The organism is Rhodoferax sp. RT4P68, assembly GCF_056521305.1.
The window spans coordinates 457,934-476,946 of record NZ_JBWMBB010000002.1; the positions used below are offsets into that span (position 1 = coordinate 457,934).

The following is a 19,013-nucleotide window of genomic DNA, read 5'->3' on the forward strand; positions in this document are numbered from 1 at the left end:
CACAGGCAGCAGCGGCAGTAGGGGCAGCAGGTCTGCAGGGGCTACGGCGGCGCCAGCACCAGGTCACTGGCGGCATAGGCGACGCACGGCAGCAGGTAGCCCTCGCGCTTTTCGTCCACGCTCAGGCCCGGCCAGGCGATGCGGTAGTGCACCTGGCCCTCGCAGAGCTGGCGAAGACAGGTGCGGCAGGTGCCGTTGCGGCACGAGCTTTCCATGTGCAGCCCGGCCCGCTCGGCGGCCAGCAGCACCGGCATATCGGCGGGAGCCTGGAACGCCTGCGACTGACCGCCAGCGCAGAGCAGCCGTACAGTGAAAGCAGGTGAGTCCATGGGTCCGCCAGTGTAGGGGGCCGCTTGCGGCCACAATTGCGGCCCGCTTTCCATTTCTCCCCCAGCCGATGTCCTCCTACGAAGTCCGTCCCGCCGTCATGCGCGACGCCCAATCCATCGTCGATCTGCATGCTGCTGCCACGCTGGCAGCCTACGACGGCATCGTGCCGCAGGAGCAGCTCAATGCCGTGCCCGCCGCCAAACGCCTGACGCAGTGGCGCGAGGCCATTGAGTTCGGCGACCCGCAGGTGCAGATCGCCACGCTGGAGGGCAAGCCCGCAGGCTTCGTCGCCTACGACCGCTCGCGCGACAAGGGCAGCAAGCCGACCGTCGGCGAGATCTGGGCCATCCACGTGGTGCCTGCCCATTGGGACCAGGGCGCCGGCCTGGCGCTGTGGGACGCTGCGCGCGAGGCGCTGGAAGAAGAGGGCTGCACCAGCGTGACCGTCTGGGTGCCGCTGCGCAACGAACGCGCGCTGCGCTTCTTCGACCTGGCCGGCTTCAAGCGCGAGCTGAACACCGCCCGCACGACGCCCATGGGCACCATCCGCATCGAAGAGATGCGCCTGAAGCGCGCCCTTCCCTGAACGCAGGGCGGCCAGGCTGCCGCTCGGTTGTTGCAGGCGGCTGTGGCATGCTGCGGCGCTCGGTTCTCCGATGCCCCATTCCCGATCCTCCAACCGCGCCTTGACCCCCACGACGACCCCGCCCCCGGCCACCAGCCCCCTGTGCCAGGCCGCCATCACGCGTGCCGTGCAGCTGATCGAAGACGATGGCCCGCTCGAAGACGGCCAGGCCATGCGCCAGGCCTTCGCCGCGCAGGCCGATGGCGAGCGCCGCGTGCACGCGCGCGCCTGGTTGCTCGGGCAGCGACTGGGCCTGCCGCGCGAGTGGCAGCGCTGGCGCCAGCTCGGCGGCGTGGTGCTGGCGCTGCTGGCCGCGCTGGTGCTGGCCAGCAGCTGGGCGCTGGCGCAGGTGGTGCTGGGGCCGGCGCGCGAGATCAATGTCGTCGCCGCCTTTGTCTCGCTGCTGGGCCTGCACGCGCTGACCTGGCTGCTATGGCTGGCCAGCCTGGTGCTGCCGGGCGGCTGGGGCGGTGGCGGTGCACTGGGCCGGCTGGCGCTGCAGCTTACGGCGCGGCTGCCGCTGGACCGTGGGCCGCACGCGGTGCAACTGGCGCGCGCCACGGGCGACGTGCTGCGCCGTGCGCGGCTGGCGCCCTGGGCCTTCGGCGGCATCAGCCACGCGGTGTGGACACTCGCCTTCGTGCTGATGCTGGCGGCGCTGGCACTGGGCTTTTCCCTGCGCGCCTACCGGCTGACCTGGGAGACCACCATCCTGACGCCGGAATTCTTCGTGCAGTTCGTGCAGTGGACCGGCTGGCTGCCGCAAATGCTGGGCTTTGCCGTGCCCGACGCCGCCACGCTGCTGCAGCCCCAGGCCGCCGGTGCCGCCGACCAGCGCGCCTGGGCCTGGTGGCTGATCGGCTGCGTGGCCGTCTATGGCCTGGGTCTGCGTGCGCTGAGTGCGCTGTGGTGCGCGGCGATGTGGCGGCGCGGTCAGGCCCGGTTGCGGCTGGATCTGGCCGAGCCCGGTGTGCGCCGGCTGCTGGCACGTTTCGAAGCCATGGAGCCGGCCCGCGTGGTCGATGTGGAGCACGCCGCCGCCGCGCCTGCCCGCGCCCTGGTGCGCAGCGCGCCAGAGACCGCTGAGCGCCTGCTCGTCGGCTTCGAGCTGCCGCCCGAGGCCGACTGGCCCGCCTGGCCGCCGGCCACCGACGTGCAGGCGCGCCGCATCGAGGGCACGCAGGCCGAACGTGCGGGCCTGCTGCAGTCCCTGGCAGCGGCGCCACCGCGCAAGCTGCTGATTGCCTGCCACGCCCCCTCCAGCCCCGACCGCGGCACCGAGCGATTCGTGCGCGAGGCCAGCGGCCTGGCCGGCGCCACAGGCCTGCTGCTGCTGGGCGCGCGGCACGACGCCGACACCGCGCGCTGGCTCGATTGGCTGCAACGCACGGCGCTGGCCGAGCAGGTCGCGCTGCAACCCGACACTGCCACCGCACAGGCGTGGCTGGAGGCCCCATGAACACCGTGCCCGACGGCCACGCACAAGCCTGCACCGCAGGGCGAACCAAGCAGGCGCGCCCATGACCCACGAAGCCCTCGCCGTCGCCGTCGTCGGCCACACGAACGCCGGCAAGACATCGCTGCTGCGCACGTTGACGCGGCGCCAAAGCTTCGGCGAGGTGTCCGACCGGCCCGGCACCACGCGCCACGTGGAAACCATCGAACTGCGCGTGGACGGCGCGCCGGCCCTGCGCTTCTTCGACACGCCGGGCCTGGAAGATTCGGTCGCGTTGTGGGATTACCTGCAGACCGCCGTGCAGGGCCACGACCGGCCCGACCGTGTGCGCGCCTTCCTGCATGGCCCCGAGGCGCGCAGCAGCTTCGAGCAAGAAGCCAAGGTGCTGCGCACCATGCTCGAGGTCGACGCCGCCTTCTACGTGATCGACAGCCGCGAGCCGGTGCTGCCCAAGCACCGTGCCGAGATCGAGATCCTCAACTCCTGCGCGCGCCCGGTCATGCCGGTGCTCAATTTCGTACGCGACCCGGCCAGCCGGCTCGAGGCCTGGCAGACCGTGCTGGCCGCCGCCGGTCTGCACGCGCAGGTGCACTTCGACGCCGTGGCTCCGTTCGTCGGCGCCGAGCAGCACCTCTACCAGGACCTGGCGACGCTGCTGCCGGCCCAGCGCGCGCGGCTGCAGGCGGTGGGCCGGCACCTGGTCGCCGAGGCCGCGCAACGCCGCCAGGCCAGCAGCCGGGCGATCGCCGACTTGCTGGTGCGCCTGGCCGCGCTGCGCCGCGAGATTGCCGAAGAAGTGCACGCCGACCCCGAGCAGCGCCGCCAGGCCGAGCACGACTTTCAGCAGCTGGCGCTGGGTTTCGTGCGCGCAGGTGCCGATGCGCTGCTGCAGATCCACGGCTTTCGCAGCGACGATGCGGCGCTCGCCCAACTGCCTTGGCAGGACGGCCGGTGGGCCAACGATCTGTTCCACCCCGAGGCGCTGCGCGAGGCAGGCAAGCGGCTGGGCATGGGCGCGGCCGTCGGCGCCGGCATTGGGCTGGTGGCCGATGCGGCGGTGGGCGGTCTCTCGCTGGGGGCCGGCGCTGCCCTGGGCGGGGCCATCGGCAGCGTCGTCTCGCAGGGCTGGCGCCAGGTCGGCGGCAAGCTGATGAACCAGATCCTGGGTGTGCGTGAGTTGACGCTGGACAACGCGCTGCTGTTCCTCGTCGCGCTGCAGATGCTGGGCCTGGCCCGCGCGCTGGACCAGCGCGGCCACGCGGCGATCTCCAGCTTCGTGCAGGGCCTGGAGCAGGACCCGGCGCTGGACGCGCCGCTCAAGCGCGTGGTGCAGGCCGTGCAGCCCGCGCGCAGCCATGCGGAGTGGGAGCGCGCCGGATCGAGTTCGACCCGCCGCCAGCGCGTGGTGGAGGCCGTGGCCGAGCTGCTGGAGCCGCTGGTGCAACCCGCCGCGACGGGGCCAGCCGCCACGGCGCCCGCGCCCTGACGTCCGCGTCTCGCCCACGGATTTTGGGTCTACCTGATGGCTTGGCATCTGCCTTGACGACTGGGCTTCCCGACGCCCGGAGGCCCGTGCCGTTCAAGGTCGTTGCAATCGTTCCGGCGCCAAGACCTTGAAAGGCGTGACCCTGGGTCCCCTGACGCCCGGGCATCATCGGGCGTTCGCGCCTACTCCGTCGAGCAGCTGTAGCTCTGCGCCAGGTTGATGTCGCCCGTGCCCTTGTACTTCGGCCAGCCGGGGTAGTCGCACAGCGGCCGCGTGCGGCCTGCCACGCCGGCCGTGTCGGCGACCGTCTGCGCCGGGGGCACCGTGCCGCTTTCGACCCAGTTCTCCAGCGTGGTCAACGAATCCCATGCGGCATTGAACGTGCTGCTCACCGCATGCCCGTAACCCGGGATCTCGTAGTAGCGCATGAAGCCATCCACCGTGGCCGCGCCCATGGTGTTGCGTACGCGGTCCCAGTACTGCTGCGTGGCGCGCGTGCTGACCAGCGCATCGTGCGAGCCGTGCGCCATCAGGATCTTGCCGCCCCGGGCGCGAAAGGCCGACAGGTCGGTCTTGTTCGCGTCCTGCACGCCCGTCAGCGCCACGATGCGGCCCTGGTAGGCGCCCGGCGCCTGCGGGTCCAGCGTCAGCGAGTTGAAGCTCGCGTCGCGCGTCACGAAGTACCTCACCCACTGGTCCCAGAACGTGCTGCCATACGGCGGCATGGTCGCCGCCGTCACCGCCGGCATCGGGTTGGCCGGCTGCTCGGTGCCCAGCGACAGCGTCACCACCGTGGGTTGCAGCGGGCTGCTGCCGGGGTTGCCGAAATCCGTGCCCCAGGTGTTGAAACCGGGGTAGGTGGTCTCGCCACTGGCCAGCGCGTAAGGCAGCACCAGTGGCGTGTTGAAGGTGTTGAACGAGGCGATCTGCGCGTCCGACAGGCAGCTGTCGCCCAGGTCGACGCCGCCCGTGCAGCGCACCGGCGTGCCGTTCAGCGTGGCACTGGCCAGCGTGAAGCTGGCGTTGCAGGCGCGCACGTTGCTCACCACCGCGTCGGTAGCGCCGTCCAGCGCGTCGCAGGCCTCCAGCGAGGCGTCGTACACCAGCTTGCGCTTGGCCCGGTTCGGGTAGGCGTTGGGCTGCGCCAGCTGGCGCGTGATGCGGCCGAACTGCAGGTCCAGCGCGGCGGCGTTCCACGCCGGGTAGAGGACGATCGCGCCGTCGAAATCCTGCGGCCAGTTGCCCACTGCCAGCAGCGCCTCTCGCCCGCCGGTCGAGCCGCCCGCGAAGTACGTGCGCGTCACCGGTGCGGCATAACGCGCCGCGATGATCGCCTTGGCCACGTCGTGCGTCTTCTTCAGCGCGTCGCCCGCAAAGTTGGCCAGCGCCTCGTCGTTGGCGCCGAAGCGGCCGTCGCGGCTGCCGTCCGCATTGGCCTGGTGGCCCGAGTCGCTGCCGAAGGTGGCGTAGCCGCGGCCCAGTGGCCCTGGCTGCGTGGTGGGCCCGGCCGGCACGTTGCCCGTGCCGGTGGCGATGGTGCCGTTGTAGCCGCCGCCGCCGAACATCATGGCCTTGGTGTTCCAGGTGGTCGGCAGGTTCAGCTGGAACAGGATCGGCGGCGCCGTGGTGTCCACCGGCGCGATGCTGCCCAGCACCCTGCAGTATTCGCCAACCGCCGCAGCACCGGTGCCGGCAGCCGGCACCACTTGCGTGCTGGTGACTGTGGCGCCTGTCGTTGGCAGTCCGATGGCCGTGGCCGCCACGGCCATGCCGTTCAGATCGGCGCAGGCCTTGGGCTGGGCCACTGGCGGGGTGTTGTCGTCATCCGAACCGCATCCTGCAAGGCCGGCGGCTGCCAGCAAACATGCCAATGCCTGGGCCTGTCGGGGCCATGGTGTGCGCTTCATCGTTTGTCTCCAAGAGGGATGTTGTGACCACATCTCCTGCGCGCCGCGGGCCGCTGCGCCGTCCGGATCGCACAAGCCGTCCGCGGCGCCGCGCGGGGTAGGCCGGCGGTGGCCGGATCGCCTGCGCGGGCTCGGATCGAGGGGCATGCTAGCAAGGCTGGTGGATTCGCGCACGCGTGGCGCGCGGCGCGGCGCGCCGCCTGGTCGCTGGACGGGCTCGCCAATGCGGTTACCGCCCCGGTTGGTCACCGCCCTCGAGCAGCCCCAGCGCCGCATCGAAATCGAAGGCGTCGACAGCATCGCGCAACGCCCCGTAGCGCTGCGCCAGCAGCGTGCGCAACGCGGCCTCGTGGGTCCGCAGATACTCGGCCGCCCGGGCATCGCCGTCGCGCAGCAGTCGCAACAGCTCCCGTGTGGTGGCCGTCTGCTGGTCGGCCCCGTCCACGGGGGCTTGCGGACGCGGGTCCCCGATGCGGCAGCCCGTCCCGTCCAGCGCATCGGCCAGCTGCCGCGTCAGGCGCTGCAGCGGCCCTGCCAATGCGTCGGCCTGCGCCTTCTGCGCATCGGCCGGTGCCTCGGCGCGCGCGGCGTGTTCCAACGCGCCGGCCAGGTGGGCGATGCGCACCGCACCGATGTTGGCCGCCACGCCGCGCAGCGTGTGTGCCAGGCGTTGCACCAGCGCGTGATCGCCTGCGGCCAGCGCGTCGTGCAGCACGCGCTGACTTTGCGGTTGCTGGTCGACAAAGCGCTGCAGCAGGTCGCGGTACAACGTCTCGCGCCCCAGCGCGCGGCGCAGCCCGCTGGTGGCGTCAAGGCCCTCGATCACCCGCAGGTCCAGCGGCGACGGCTTGGCGCGGGCGGCTGGCCGCGCTGCGGCCCGGGTGGCGGCCGGCTCCGCGACGCGCGCCGTTGCCGCTGGCGCGTGGCGCGCTGCCGAGGGCACGCTGCGGCGCTGCGCCGGCAGCCAGCGCAGCAGGGTGCGCAACAGCAGTTCCGGGTCGATCGGTTTGCTGACGAAATCCACCATGCCGGCCGCGCTACAGCGGTCGCGGTCGGACTGCATGGCGTTGGCGGTCATCGCGACGATGGGCAGGTCGTGCAACGCCGGCAGGCTGCGCAACAGGCGCGTCGCCTGCACGCCGTCCATGTGCGGCATCTGCATGTCCATCAGCACCAGGTCGTAGCGGCGTTGGCGCGCCATGTTCACCGCCACCTCACCGTCGCCTGCGATGTCCACGCAGAGGCCCGCCTCGTGCAGCATCCCGATGGCCACGAGCTGGTTGATCTCGTTGTCTTCGGCCAGCAAGATGTGGCGCTCGCCCAGGGCGCGCACGCTGTCGATCAGATCGGCGTTCTCGTCGGCCAGCGGCGCCGGGCCACTGTCTGCAGCGTCACCGGCCAGGCGCGCCATGGTCTTGTGGATCCGCGATGCGCTGACCGGTTTGGTCAACACGGTCCGGATGCCGACCCGCTACGCGGCCGCGTGCACGTCATCCTGCCCGAAGGCCGCCACCATGATCATCTGCGGCGGCGCTTGCAGCGCCAATGCATGGATGGCGTGCGCGGTCTCGGCGCCGTTCAGGCCGGGCATCTGCCAGTCCAGCAGCACCACATCGAAGGCGCGGCCCGTGCCGGCGGCGTCGCGCACCTGTGCAATGGCGTCCTTGCCGCTGGAGGCCGACGCCACTGCACAGCCCATGCCGCTCAGCATCTCGGCCATCACGCTGCGGGCGGTGGCGTTGTCGTCCACCACCAGCACGCGCTGGCCCGCCTGCAGTGGCATCGCCCGCCGGCGGGCGCGTGGCTGTGGATCGACCTGCAGCCGCGCGGTGAACCAGAAGGTCGACCCTTTGCCGATGTCGCTCTGTACGCCGGTCGCGCCTCCCATCAGCTCGGCCAGATGCCGCGAAATGGCCAGCCCCAGGCCGGTGCCGCCGTACTTGCGCGACGTGGAGGTGTCGGCCTGCTGAAAGCTCTGGAACAGCCGCTCGATCTGCTCGGGCGTGAGGCCGATGCCGGTGTCGCGCACCGCAAAGCGCAGCAGTACCTGGTTGTCCGTCTGCTCCTGCAGGCGCACGCTGACGGCGATCTCGCCGGCCTCGGTGAACTTGATCGCATTGTTCGTGAAGTTGATCAACACCTGCGCGATGCGCAGGCCGTCGCCCACCAGCCGCGTGGGCACGTCGCGTGCGAGGTCGATCACCAGTTCCAGGCCGCGTGCGCTGGCTTTCTCGACCACCAGGTTGACCAGATGGGTCAGCAACTCCTCCAGGTCGAAGGGCTCGTGCTCCACGGTCAGCTTGCCGGCCTCGATCTTGGACAGGTCGAGCACGGCGTCGATGATGCCCAGCAGGTGCGTGCCCGACTGGTGGATCTTCTGGACGTAGTTGTGCTGCTGCGGTGTCAGTGCCGTCTTCAGCACCAGGTGCGACAGGCCGATGACGGCGTTCATCGGCGTGCGGATCTCGTGGCTCATGTTGGCGAGGAACTCCGACTTCACCTGCGTGGCGCGCTCGGCCACTTCCTTGGCATGCACCAGTTGCGCCTGGGCGCGCTTTTCGTCCGTGATGTCCGTGACGGAGACACAGACGCGCTCGCCGTCGTCGCTTTCGGCCAGGAAGCTGATGACCTCGACATCGATCAGCCGGCCATCGGCATGGCGGTACTGCATGTCGCGCGCCAGGTGCCCGCCTTCGCTGCGCAGCCGCTGCACCGTGTTGGCGTACGAGGCCATGTCGGCACTGGGGTCGAGATCACGGATCGACAGCGCGCAGCAGGCGGCCTCGTCGTGCCCCAGCAGCGCCTGCGCTGCGCGGTTGGCGTAGGTCACCTGGCCATGCACGCTGTCCAGGCACAGCATGGGGCCTGCGTTCTCCACCACGCGGCGGCTGAATTCCAGCTGCTTTTCGGCGCGCTTGCGCTCGGTGATGTCTTCCACGGTGAACTGCAGCACGCCGCTGCCGCCATGCTCGAAGCGCATCAGGTGCACCAGGCCGTCCCATTGCTCCCCGCTGGGTCGCTGTTCGCGCCATTCGAAGACCACGTAGCCCTCGTCCATCGCTTTCTGGATGACGGCCACGGCGGCGATGTCGGACGGCACTCCCCCAGACTGCAGCGGCGCGGAGATATCCCTCGGCGTCTTGCCCAGCAGCTCCTCACGGCTGGCAAAGCCATAGATCTGCACCGCCGCTTCGTTGCAGTCGATGAACTGGCCGCTGGCCGTCTCCATGACGACCATGGCGCGCCGGGACTGCTGGAACAGCATGGCGTTGTAGGCCTCGCTTTCCACCAGGCGGCGTTGGGCGCTCTTCTGTGTGGTGATGTCCTTCACCGAGGCGCAGACCAGCGGACCCTCGTCACTTTCGGACACGAAGGCGAGGACCTCGACGTCCACCAGTCGGCCGTCGGCCCGCAGGTGGCGTGTCTCGAATCCGATGTGGCTCTCCTGCGCGCGCAGCTGGCGCACCAGCGGCTGGTAGGTGGCCATGTCGAAGTCCGGGTCAAAATCAGGGATCCGCATGGCCAGGCATTGCGCCTGCGTGCAGCCCAGGTGCGCCATGGCCGCGCGGTTGACATAGACCACGCGGCCATGCTCGGGTTCGAGCCAGAAAATGGGCCCGGCGTTGTCCAGTACGCGCCGGCTGAACTGCAACTGCTGCTCTTGGCGCCGGTGCTCGCTCACATCGTCCATCATGAAGCGCAGCACGGTGCGCTCGCCCTGCTGCAGCGCCACCAGGTGGATCACTGCGTCCCATTCGCTGCCGTCGGGGCGCCGGTGCCGCCACTCGAACACCGCCAGACCGTCACGCAAGGCGGCGGTGATGTGCTGCTGCGCCCGGGTGGGCGAATCCACCCCGTCGGGCTGCACCGGGGCCGACATATCCAGCGGGGTCTTGCCCAGCACCTCGTCGCGGCTGCGGTAGCCAAAGGCGCGTATGGCGGCATCGTTGCAGTGGGTGAACCCGAGGTCCAGGTCGAGCACGCCGACGGGGTGGGGCGAATCGGCAAACGCAAAATCTTGCGGCGCTGTGCGCGATGGAAGGGGGCTGTTGCCCGAACCCTGAGCCGGCATACGCTTCTCTCCCCGAAGGCGCGGCGCGTCTGCGAACGCCTTGCGCTGTACCCCCCGGGTGCGATCAAGCCGGAGGGGCCTGCAGACATGGAGCCTGCTGATGGGGATCGTACCCAATCAAGCTGGTTTGTAGCAATCCGCAGGGTGCGCCGCCGTCCTGCGGTTGCCCCTCAGGTTCCGTCGGCGGTCACGCGGCACTGCAGTACCAAGGCCAGCGCCCCACCGGCGCCCAGCGTCGGGATGCTCACACCGGCGGCGCCTGTCAGTGCAGCGGCCGTGAACGCAGGCGGGCAGGTCGCCGGCCCGGTGGCGCTGCAGGTCGGCGCGACCAGGCCTGCGGCCGTGCAGTCCAGCCCCGGGCCCGGGTTGTCCCGGACCACTGCGCCATTGGCCGCACTGGGCCCGGCATTGCCGATGTTCAGCGTGTAGGTCACCAATCCGCCCGCACGTACCGATGCCGGCGCCGCCGTCTTCACGATGGACAGATCGGCCTGGGGACGCAATGTGTTCGTGACGCTGCAGTCCAGCGCGTCGCCGATCGCCGTGGTCACCACGAAGCTGCTGCCGCTCCCTGCAGGCGCCTGCCCACCGGGTGCGGTGTTGCTGCAGGTGTAGGTGCTGGTGTAGTCGGACAGGTTGGTCGCGCCCGCACCGAGCTCGCTCAGCGTGTAGCTGGCCACGGCCGCTGTTGCGTTAACGATGGCGGTCTGCGTCGGCGCGTTGGTCGCGCCGGTGGTGGTGGCACTGGCGCTCACCGGCCCGTTGATGCTCAGCACGAACTGGTCCGCCGGCTGCAGCCGCCCGGCCGGCAATGCCTTGCGCAGGATCAGCGTGGGCAGGCGGGTGTTGGTCAGCGTGCAGACGATGTCGTCCAGTGGGTTCGACGGCGTCAGGCTGAAGCTCTGTCCCACGCCGGCGGGCAGCACCGTGGCGGAGCCCACGTTGGCATTGGTGCAGGCCATCGCGCCGGTGTAACGGCCAAGGTCGGTCGACCCGGCGGCTGCCTCGGTCAGCGTGTACGGCGCATTGAGAGCGACCGACGTCGCCCCGGTGGTGCCGGAACCCGTCGCCACGACTGCGCCAGTGCCGGCCGTCGTGCTGTTGGTGGTCGCATTGGCGATGGCGCCGCCACCGTTGCGGATCTGCACGGAGAACTGGTCGGCAGCCGCGGCGCGCCCGGCGCTTTGCAACGCCTTGACCAGCGTGATCCTGGGAGCGGGAATCGAAAAATAGGTCTGCATCGACGTGGTGGTCGCTGTGCTGACGGTCAGATCGACCCGGCACACATCCGCACTGCGGACCACAACGCCCATCGTCGGCTCCGGCACGTCGGTGGCGACGCCCGCCAGGTTCACGGCCGTGGCCGAGAAGCTGCGCGACGGCAGGTTGCCCGTCAGCAACAGAGCATCGAAGGCAGAAGGATTGACCAGCGCACCGCCGCAGTTGGCAAACTGCACGGTGGCCGTCTCCAGAAAGTCCACATCCTGCAGCCAGACGATCGTGCCCGTTGGCAGTGCGGACGCGAACTGGTAGCGCATCTGCACGGTGGCTCCCGCCACGCTGGAGCCCACCTCGTGCTGGTGCGTCGGACTTGCCGGAAAGCCCGTGTCAGGCACCGGCCCCGAGCCTGGTGGATAGGTGTTGATGCTGTTCACGATGCCGGTGGCCGGGCCGCCGATCTTGGTGACCGTGAATGCGGGCGCCAACGCCAAGGGCAGCACAGAGCCATTGGAGGCCTGCGCAAACACCCCGGATGCGATCAGCGCTCCGTTCGTGTTGTTCAGCGCCGCCGTCGGCGCTGGGAGATAGCGGCTCCAGATGTGATGGGTCAGGGAGCCTGCGGTGGCCGTGATATCGGCCGCCTCGCTCACCGCAGGCGCGCCGAGCATCCAGGCACCGAAAACGGCAGTAGCCATGGCTTGTGCGGCACGGCGGCCGGTCACGATGGAGTAGTAGTTGTTGGCACCATGCATGCGTGGGTCTCCGTTGGGGGGGGCGGTTTCGTGAGGGTGATGGTCCTCAGGCAGTGGGTGCCACGTGCGGCGTCAGTAGCGCAGCCATGGCTTGGGTGATGGGTTGGCCCCGGTCGGCCGATGTCATGTCTGTTTGCCGAGTCGGTCGAAGGCGACGGACACGGTGTTGAGCGGAGCCAGCACAGCCCCGAGCGTGTTGAACCGCCATAGAGGGTTCAGACGCGAGAAACCGGCAACGCCGACGCTGCCGTCGCGGGCCCGCTGCGCCGGGCCAGCGGCACGACGACGCGCAACGCAATCGCCTGCATCACTACACCATGGCTGCGGTGCACATCGAACTGGGGCATGGCCAGATCACGGAACCGCATGCGCTGGGGCAAACGAGCCGATGCGTGCGTGGATGTCCTTCCATCCCTCTCGGCGGGCCACCTTCTGCTCAGGGCAGCCGGCCAGAGAAGACTCGAAAGTGGCGGACAGGCCGCTGCTGTTCGGATGTACCTGGTCGATCAGTTCTTCGCTGAGACGCAGGTTGAGTGCCCGCTCGCGGCGGGTGGCGGTGTCGTTCATGGGACGGCTCCATCGTGCGCATTGGAGGATAGCGGTGGATGCGGTCCAAGTCACGCCCGTTACGTTCGCGTTGGCCTGCGCGAGCGAGGCCAGTTACAAGTCGAGCCCCGGCCCTGGCACGGCAACCGGGACGCACTGCGGCAGCGGCCTGTCGCAGTGCGTGTGCGGTTTGCAGCTCAACGCGCAGCCAGCGTTGGCTCCGCCGGCTGCGGCTCCGGCTGCGGCGTGGCCACGGCCACGGCCACGCCCGTGACGCCGATGTCGGCGTGTTCTGCGGTCGGTGGCACGGTGCCATCGCGCAGCGCCGCCATCAATTCGGCCACGACCTGGGCGCGCGTGATCTTGCTCGGCTCCGCCGGCTTCGCAGGCTCGGTGATTGACTTCATCAGCTCGGCGACCACCTCAGCGCGCGTGTACATGCTCGTCCCGCTGGGCACCGATGCAAAGTAGCCCACCTCGCCCGACGCATGCACATCGTTGGCAAGGGTCGGCATGGCGATGACGCCTGCCATCAGGGACGCAGCGATCAGTTTGGCATTCATGATTCATTCCTCTCGGTTGGTTTGCAGCTTCTCATCCCACGCCCCGGACCCCATGCCCGCGGCGCGCTCGATGAGTCCCCGGGAAATGCGCACCTCATCGATGGCCGTATGGTGGGATGGCCGACGGCGGGCGGCATCATCTGATCGGACGAGGGCGACGCGATGGCGTACATCAAATGGGGGATGAGGTGGGGCGAGAACCTGAGGCCGTCCAGCCCGGGCTTGAGCGCACTGCAACACGGTGGCGCCGGCAGGGGCGAAGAGCGGCCCCCTGATGGATATCGAAAGACCGTTGAGAAACCGTCGACGGCGCGCTCAGCTTCTCCACACGATCAACAAATCCTTCGCCTGCACCCGGTCCCCCGGCTTCACCAGCACACGCTCCACCACGCCTTCGCGCTCGGCCGTGATGTGCGTCTCCATCTTCATCGCCTCCAGCGACAGCAGCGTCGCGCCGGCCTGCACATGCTGGCCCACAGCGACCGCCACCGTCACGATCGCGCCTGGCATCGGCGCGCCGACGTGCAGCGGGTTGCCGGCCTCGGCGACTTCGCGCTGCGCGGCGTTGGCGGCGCCGGCACGCGGCACGATCGCCATGCGTGACTGGCCGTTCAACTCGAACTGCACCTTGGCCGCGCCGGCGGCTTCGTCTTCGTGGATGCTCTGCAGGCTGACCAGCAGCGTCTTGCCTGGGTCGATCTCCAGCGCCACCTCATCGCCGGGCTTCAGGCCGTAGAAGAAGGTGGGCGTGGGCAGCACCGACACATCGCCGTGCTGCACCAGATGCTGGTGGAACTCGCGAGCGACCTTGGGGTACATCAGCGCGCTGGCCAACTGCTGGTCATCGAGCTCCATGCCGGCGTCAGCAGCGGCCTTCGTGCGGAAGGCTTCCAGGTCGACCGGTGGCAGCTGGTCGCCGGGGCGGTAGGCCACGGGTGGCTCTGCCTTCAACACCTTGCGCGACAGCGCAGGCGGGAAGCCGTCCGGGGGAAAGCCCAGCTCGCCCTTGAACAGCGCCACCACCGATTCCGGGAAGGCCGTGTCGTGCGCCGGGTCGCCCACCTGGGCCGGCGTCAGATCGTTGGCCACCATCATGATGGCCATGTCGCCCACCACCTTGGAGGTGGGCGTCACCTTCACGATGTCGCCAAACAGCTGGTTGACGTCGGCGTACGCCTTGGACACTTCGGTCCACCGGTGCTCCAGCCCCATGCCGCGCGCCTGTTCGCGCAGGTTGGTGTATTGGCCGCCGGGCATCTCGTGGCGGTACACGTCGGCCGTGCCGGAGCGGATGTCGCTCTCGAACGGCGCATAGAAGCGGCGCACACCTTCGAAATACGTGGAGGCCGCATGCAGCGCGTCCTGCGAGAGGCCGGGGTCGCGTTCGCTGTGGGCCAGCGCAGCGGCCATGGACGACAGGTTGGGCTGCGAGGTGAGGCCGCTCATCGCGTCCAGCGCGCCGTCGACAGCGTCGCAACCGGCCTCCACCGCCGCCAGCACCGAGGCGGCGGCGATGCCACTGGTGTCGTGGGTGTGGAAGTGCACGGGCAGGCCCGTCTCTTCCTTCAACGCGCGCACCAGCGTGGCCACGGCGCGCGGGCGGCAGATGCCGGCCATGTCCTTGATCGCCAGGATATGCACGCCGGCCTGCTGCAGCTCGCGCGCGATGGTCAGGTAGTACTTCAGGTCGTATTTGCTGCGCGCCGGGTCGTACAGGTCTCCGCTGTAGCAGATGGTGCCTTCGCACAGCGCGCCGGTCTCCAGCACCGCGTCGATGGACACGCGCATGTTCTTCACCCAGTTCAGCGCGTCGAACACGCGGAACAGGTCCACACCGCCCTTGGCCGCCTGCTGCACGAAGAAGCGCACCACGTTGTCTGAATAGCTGGTGTAGCCCACGCCGTTGGCGCCGCGCAGCAACATCTGAAACAGGATGTTGGGCACCAGCGCGCGCAGTTGCGCCAGACGCTGCCACGGGTCTTCTTTCAGGAAGCGCAAGGCCACGTCGAAGGTGGCGCCCCCCCAGCATTCTATCGAGAACAGCTGCGGCAGTTGCCGCGCGTAGAAGGGTGCGATCGGCAGCATGTCCGAGGTACGCATGCGCGTGGCCAGCAGCGACTGGTGCGCGTCGCGCAGCGTGGTGTCGGTCATCAGAACCGGCTTGCTGTCGAGCATCCACTGGGCGAACTGCTTCGGGCCGATCTTCTTCAGCCGGTCGCGCGTGCCTTCGGGGATCGGCGTGGCCAGGTCCACCTTGGGCAACACGGGCTTGGGGAAGGGCAGGGCGGGCATGGTGCGGCCGGCCATCTCGGGGTTGCCGTTGATGGTCACCTCGGCCATGAAGCCCAGCAGCTTGGTCGCGCGGTCCTGCCGCTTGGTGAACTCCAACAGCTCGGGGGTGGTGTCGATGAAGCGCGTGGTCACCGTGCCGGCGGCGAAGTCCGGGTGGTTGATCACGTTCTCCAGGAACTGCAGGTTGCTGGCGACGCCGCGGATGCGGAACTCGCGCAGCGCGCGGTCCATGCGTTTGACGCCTTCCTGCGCGGTGGGTGCCCAGGCTGTCACCTTGACAAGTAGCGAGTCGTAGTAGGGCGTGATGACGGCGCCGCCATAGGCCGTGCCGGCGTCGAGCCGGATGCCGAAGCCCGCCGCGCTGCGGTAGGCCGAGAGGCGCCCGTAGTCGGGCAGAAAGCCGTTCTCCGGGTCTTCGGTGGTGATGCGGCACTGCAGCGCCGTGCCGTTGAAGCGGATCTGGTTCTGCGCCGGCACACCGCTGGCGTGGCCCTCGGCCGTGTCCTCGGTCAGGCCGATGCGGCCGCCTTCGCTGATGCGCAGTTGCGCCTTCACGATGTCCACGCCGGTGATCAGCTCGGTGACGGTGTGTTCCACCTGGATGCGCGGGTTCACCTCGATGAAATAGAACTTCTCGGTGTCCGCATCCATCAGGAACTCGACCGTGCCGGCGTGCGTGTAGTGGACGGCCTGCATCAGCTTGATGGCGCTGTCACACAGGCTCTGGCGCTGCGCCTCGTTCAGATACGGCGCGGGCGCACGCTCCACCACCTTCTGGTTGCGCCGCTGCACGGTGCAGTCGCGCTCGAACAGGTGCACCACGTTGCCATGCCGGTCACCCAGGATCTGCACCTCGACATGGCGCGCACGCTGCACCAGCTTCTCGAAATAGACCTCGTCGTTGCCGAAGGCGGCCAGCGCCTCGCGCCGTGCGGCCGCCAGGGCCTCTGGCAATTCGGACTCGGCATACAGCGCACGCATGCCGCGCCCGCCGCCGCCCCAGCTGGCCTTGAGCATGACCGGGAAGCCGATGCCGGTCGCCAGCTTCTTGCACTCCTCCACGTCCAGCGGCAGCGGCGCCGTGGCCGGCATCACTGGCACGCCGGCCGCCACGGCCGCATTGCGCGCGGCCACCTTGTTGCCCAGCGTGCGCATCACGTCGGGGCGCGGGCCCACCCATTCGATGCCGGCGGCGATCACGGCCTCCGCGAAATCCGGGTTCTCGGACAGGAAGCCGTAGCCGGGGTGGATCGCGTCGACCTGCGCCGCCTTGGCGATGCGCAGCACGTCCTTGATGTCCAGGTAGGCCTGCAGCGGCTTCTTGCCCTCGCCGACCAGGTAGCTTTCGTCTGCCTTGAAACGGTGCAGCGCGAGCCGGTCTTCGCGCGAATAGATCGCCACGGTGCGCATGGCCATCTCCGAGGCGGCGCGCATCACGCGGATGGCGATTTCGGAGCGGTTGGCGATGAGCAGGGAGCGGATGGGTTTGGAGGGGCTGTTGGTCATGTTGTCGTCTCGTGGTCGCGCGTGGCTGCACCCAGGGCGGGCGTGGCGTCTGGCAAGACCCTAGCAGGATTGGGGCCAAGGCGGTGCGAGATCAATGGGGCTTGGCATGCGCGCCCTCACTGCAATAATTCCCCGCGCTGTTCCCACCTTCCACCTGGGAGCCCGCCATGCAAGCCCCCGCACTGCCTGACTCCGAAGCCGCGCGCATCGCCACACTGCGCGAGCTGCTGATTCTGGACACGGAGCCCGAGGCACGTTTCGACCTGATCACGGCCTACGCGGCGTCGCAGTTCGGCGTGTCGATCGCGCTGGTCAGCCTGGTGGACGCGGAGCGCCAGTGGTTCAAATCCTGTGTGGGCCTGGAGGCCAAGGAGACGCCGCGCGACATCAGCTTCTGTGGCCATGCCATCCTGCAGCCTGGCGTCTTCCAGATTCCCGATGCGCGCGATGACCCACGCTTCGCCGACAACCCTCTCGTCACGGGCGCCCCGTGGATCCGCTTTTACGCCGGCTGCCCGCTGGTGATGGCCAACGGTGAAGCGGTCGGCACGCTGTGCCTGATCGACCGCATGCCCAAGCGGCTGGACGCGTGGGAGCGCGAGCATCTGCTGGTGCTGGCCAGGATGGTGGCGGCAGAGCTGCAGGGCATCGCGGGCAGCACGGTCGAGGGGCGGCCGCACATTCCGGCCTTCTACGCCTGAGGCGCTGACGCTGCGGCGCGTGACGAACGCCCGCACCCTGCCGGCACGAGGCGCCGCACATCCTGGCCGCTGACAGCATCTGACCCCGGCGTCCGACACCCGTGCCGGCCTGCGCTGGGTCTGCCGGCGCTGTCACGGGGCGACACTGCGCGGTGGGCACAATCTGCCCCGCACCCGACCCCTTTTTCGCACCCAGGACTCTCGCCCATGGCCACCAGCCTTCTCGCCCTGCTCGACGACATCGCCACCATCCTGGACGATGTGTCGATCCTCACCAAGGTCGCCGTCAAGAAGACGGCCGGCGTGCTGGGCGACGACCTGGCGCTCAACGCGCAGCAGGTCTCCGGCGTCAAGGCCGACCGCGAATTGCCGGTCGTCTGGGCCGTGGCCAAGGGCTCGATGTTGAACAAGGCCATCCTCGTGCCGGCTGCGCTGGCCATCAGCGCATTCGCGCCCTGGGCCATCACGCCGCTGTTGATGCTGGGCGGCGCCTTTCTCTGCTATGAGGGCTTCGAGAAGCTGGCGCACAAGTTCCTGCACAGCAAGGACGAAGACGCCGCGCACCGCCAGGCGCTGCAGCAGGCCGTGGCCAACCCCGCCGTCGACCTGGTGGCGGTGGAAAAGGACAAGATCAAGGGCGCGGTGCGCACCGACTTCATCCTCTCCGCCGAAATCATCGCCATCACGCTGGGCACCGTGCAGCAGAGCCCGTTCGGTACCCAGGTCGCGGTGCTGGTGGGCATCGCCGTGCTGATGACGGTCGGCGTCTATGGCCTGGTGGCCGGCATCGTCAAGCTGGACGATGCGGGCCTGTACCTCAGCCAGCGCGGGGGTGCGCAGGCGGCATTGGGACGCGGCATCCTGACGGCCGCGCCGTGGCTGATGAAGGGCCTGTCCATCGCCGGCACGGCCGCCATGTTCCTGGTCGGCGGCGGCATCCTCACGCATGGCGTCGCAGCGCTGCACCACGGCATCGAGGAGATGGCAGCGTACACGGCGGTGTGGCCGGGCGGCGGCTTCTGGTCGGCGCTGACGCCCATGCTGGTCAATGCGGTGGTGGGCATCGTCGCCGGCGCCATCGTGCTGGGCGCCGTCATGCTGGTGAAGAAGCTGCGGCGCTGAGCGCGTTGCCCGGTTGCCCGTTTACACCGGTCCGTCCTCGTACAGCTCCAGCGGCAGGCCGTCCGGGTCGGCGAAGAAGGTGAAGCGCCGGCCCGTGTACTCGTCGACGCGGATGTCTTCCACCGCCACGCCGGCCGCTTCCAGATCGGCCTTGCACTGCGCCACATCGGCCACGGCAAACGCCAGGTGGCGCAGACCCTGGGCCTCGGGCCGCGAGGGGCGCGGCGGCGCGCCGGGGAACGAAAACAGTTCGACCTGCGCGCCATCGGGCAGGGCCAGATCCAGCTTGTAAGACTGGCGCGCGGCGCGGTAGTGTTCTGCGACCACGCGCAGGCCCAGCACCTCGGTATAGAAGCGTTTGGAGCGGGCGTAGTCCGAGCAGATGATGGCCGTGTGGTGGATGCGCAGCAGCATGGTGAGTCCTCGTGGCTCAG

At 69.3% G+C, this 19,013-nt stretch carries 15 protein-coding genes; 5 read left to right on the top strand and 10 right to left on the bottom strand.

All coding sequences use genetic code 11. From position 1 onward, the window contains the following. Nucleotides 1–41: 41 nt before the first annotated feature. Nucleotides 42–329, bottom strand: coding sequence for a 2Fe-2S iron-sulfur cluster-binding protein (locus tag AC099J_RS05560; protein ID WP_479614220.1), 288 nt, complete (start codon nt 327–329; stop codon nt 42–44). Between the two features lie 68 nt (nt 330–397). Here AC099J_RS05560 and AC099J_RS05565 point away from each other — a divergent pair, with 68 nt between their 5' ends. The 3 genes from AC099J_RS05565 (at nt 398) to AC099J_RS05575 (ending at nt 3,897) form a co-directional block, all read left to right on the top strand. Further along, the gene (locus tag AC099J_RS05565) at nt 398–916 is read left to right on the top strand and encodes an N-acetyltransferase family protein (protein ID WP_479614221.1); all 519 of its coding nucleotides are present in this window, start codon (nt 398–400) and stop codon (nt 914–916) included. 100 nt (nt 917–1,016) lie between these two features. Further along, nucleotides 1,017–2,414, top strand: coding sequence for a DUF2868 domain-containing protein (locus AC099J_RS05570; protein ID WP_479614222.1), 1,398 nt, complete (start codon nt 1,017–1,019; stop codon nt 2,412–2,414). 61 nt (nt 2,415–2,475) lie between these two features. Then, nucleotides 2,476–3,897 (top strand): GTPase/DUF3482 domain-containing protein, encoded by a 1,422-nt coding sequence (locus AC099J_RS05575; RefSeq protein WP_479614223.1) that lies wholly within the window; start codon nt 2,476–2,478, stop codon nt 3,895–3,897. A gap of 182 nt (nt 3,898–4,079) precedes the next feature. Here the strand turns inward: AC099J_RS05575 and AC099J_RS05580 are convergent, their stop codons facing one another. The 8 genes from AC099J_RS05580 to AC099J_RS05615 all read right to left on the bottom strand — a co-directional run bounded on the left by AC099J_RS05580 (nt 4,080) and on the right by AC099J_RS05615 (nt 16,756). Beyond that, on the bottom strand, nt 4,080–5,804 hold the full coding sequence (locus tag AC099J_RS05580) for a tannase/feruloyl esterase family alpha/beta hydrolase (protein WP_479614224.1): 1,725 nt from the start codon (nt 5,802–5,804) through the stop codon (nt 4,080–4,082). 229 nt (nt 5,805–6,033) lie between these two features. Further along, nucleotides 6,034–7,257, bottom strand: a complete 1,224-nt coding sequence (locus tag AC099J_RS05585; RefSeq protein WP_479614225.1) for a response regulator — start codon at nt 7,255–7,257, stop codon at nt 6,034–6,036. Nucleotides 7,258–7,275: 18 nt separating this feature from the next. Then, nucleotides 7,276–9,876 carry a PAS domain-containing hybrid sensor histidine kinase/response regulator gene (locus AC099J_RS05590; RefSeq protein ID WP_479614226.1) on the bottom strand — a complete coding sequence of 867 codons (2,601 nt, stop codon included), beginning with the start codon at nt 9,874–9,876 and terminating at the stop codon, nt 7,276–7,278. 170 nt (nt 9,877–10,046) lie between these two features. After that, the gene (locus AC099J_RS05595; RefSeq protein ID WP_479614227.1) at nt 10,047–11,849 is read right to left on the bottom strand and encodes a hypothetical protein; all 1,803 of its coding nucleotides are present in this window, start codon (nt 11,847–11,849) and stop codon (nt 10,047–10,049) included. A 215-nt stretch (nt 11,850–12,064) separates the two neighbouring features. Next, entirely contained in the window at nt 12,065–12,196 is a 132-nt protein-coding gene (locus AC099J_RS05600; protein WP_479614228.1) for a hypothetical protein, read from the bottom strand. A 7-nt stretch (nt 12,197–12,203) separates the two neighbouring features. Beyond that, on the bottom strand, nt 12,204–12,416 hold the full coding sequence (locus AC099J_RS05605; RefSeq protein WP_479614229.1) for a hypothetical protein: 213 nt from the start codon (nt 12,414–12,416) through the stop codon (nt 12,204–12,206). Between the two features lie 176 nt (nt 12,417–12,592). Then, complete coding sequence (locus AC099J_RS05610; RefSeq protein WP_479614230.1) at nt 12,593–12,958, bottom strand: hypothetical protein; 366 nt, start codon at nt 12,956–12,958, stop codon at nt 12,593–12,595. Nucleotides 12,959–13,273: 315 nt separating this feature from the next. After that, on the bottom strand, nt 13,274–16,756 hold the full coding sequence (locus tag AC099J_RS05615) for a pyruvate carboxylase (protein ID WP_479614231.1): 3,483 nt from the start codon (nt 16,754–16,756) through the stop codon (nt 13,274–13,276). A 167-nt stretch (nt 16,757–16,923) separates the two neighbouring features. Between AC099J_RS05615 and AC099J_RS05620 the strand changes: the two genes are divergently transcribed. Beyond that, nucleotides 16,924–17,457 carry a GAF domain-containing protein gene (locus AC099J_RS05620; RefSeq protein ID WP_479614232.1) on the top strand — a complete coding sequence of 178 codons (534 nt, stop codon included), beginning with the start codon at nt 16,924–16,926 and terminating at the stop codon, nt 17,455–17,457. 207 nt (nt 17,458–17,664) lie between these two features. Then, entirely contained in the window at nt 17,665–18,579 is a 915-nt protein-coding gene (locus AC099J_RS05625; protein WP_479614233.1) for a DUF808 domain-containing protein, read from the top strand. Between the two features lie 21 nt (nt 18,580–18,600). On the opposite strand, the gene gloA2 is transcribed toward AC099J_RS05625, so the two are convergent. Then, nucleotides 18,601–18,993: an SMU1112c/YaeR family gloxylase I-like metalloprotein gene (gloA2, locus tag AC099J_RS05630; protein WP_479614234.1), complete on the bottom strand. Its 393-nt coding sequence runs from the start codon at nt 18,991–18,993 to the stop codon at nt 18,601–18,603. Nucleotides 18,994–19,013: the final 20 nt, after the last annotated feature.

Bases quoted from the DNA above. Each gene is read 5' to 3' on its own strand.
- gloA2 (WP_479614234.1), bottom strand. From the start codon at position 18,993: ATGCTGCTGCGCATCCACCACACGGCCATCATCTGCTCGGACTACGCC.
- AC099J_RS05615 (WP_479614231.1), bottom strand. From the start codon at position 16,756: ATGACCAACAGCCCCTCCAAACCCATCCGCTCCCTGCTCATCGCCAAC.
- AC099J_RS05590 (WP_479614226.1), bottom strand. From the start codon at position 9,876: ATGCCGGCTCAGGGTTCGGGCAACAGCCCCCTTCCATCGCGCACAGCG.
- AC099J_RS05625 (WP_479614233.1), top strand. From the start codon at position 17,665: ATGGCCACCAGCCTTCTCGCCCTGCTCGACGACATCGCCACCATCCTG.
- AC099J_RS05595 (WP_479614227.1), bottom strand. From the start codon at position 11,849: ATGCATGGTGCCAACAACTACTACTCCATCGTGACCGGCCGCCGTGCC.
- AC099J_RS05580 (WP_479614224.1), bottom strand. From the start codon at position 5,804: ATGAAGCGCACACCATGGCCCCGACAGGCCCAGGCATTGGCATGTTTG.
- AC099J_RS05620 (WP_479614232.1), top strand. From the start codon at position 16,924: ATGCAAGCCCCCGCACTGCCTGACTCCGAAGCCGCGCGCATCGCCACA.
- AC099J_RS05610 (WP_479614230.1), bottom strand. From the start codon at position 12,958: ATGAATGCCAAACTGATCGCTGCGTCCCTGATGGCAGGCGTCATCGCC.
- AC099J_RS05575 (WP_479614223.1), top strand. From the start codon at position 2,476: ATGACCCACGAAGCCCTCGCCGTCGCCGTCGTCGGCCACACGAACGCC.
- AC099J_RS05560 (WP_479614220.1), bottom strand. From the start codon at position 329: ATGGACTCACCTGCTTTCACTGTACGGCTGCTCTGCGCTGGCGGTCAG.
- AC099J_RS05605 (WP_479614229.1), bottom strand. From the start codon at position 12,416: ATGAACGACACCGCCACCCGCCGCGAGCGGGCACTCAACCTGCGTCTC.
- AC099J_RS05565 (WP_479614221.1), top strand. From the start codon at position 398: ATGTCCTCCTACGAAGTCCGTCCCGCCGTCATGCGCGACGCCCAATCC.
- AC099J_RS05600 (WP_479614228.1), bottom strand. From the start codon at position 12,196: ATGCCCCAGTTCGATGTGCACCGCAGCCATGGTGTAGTGATGCAGGCG.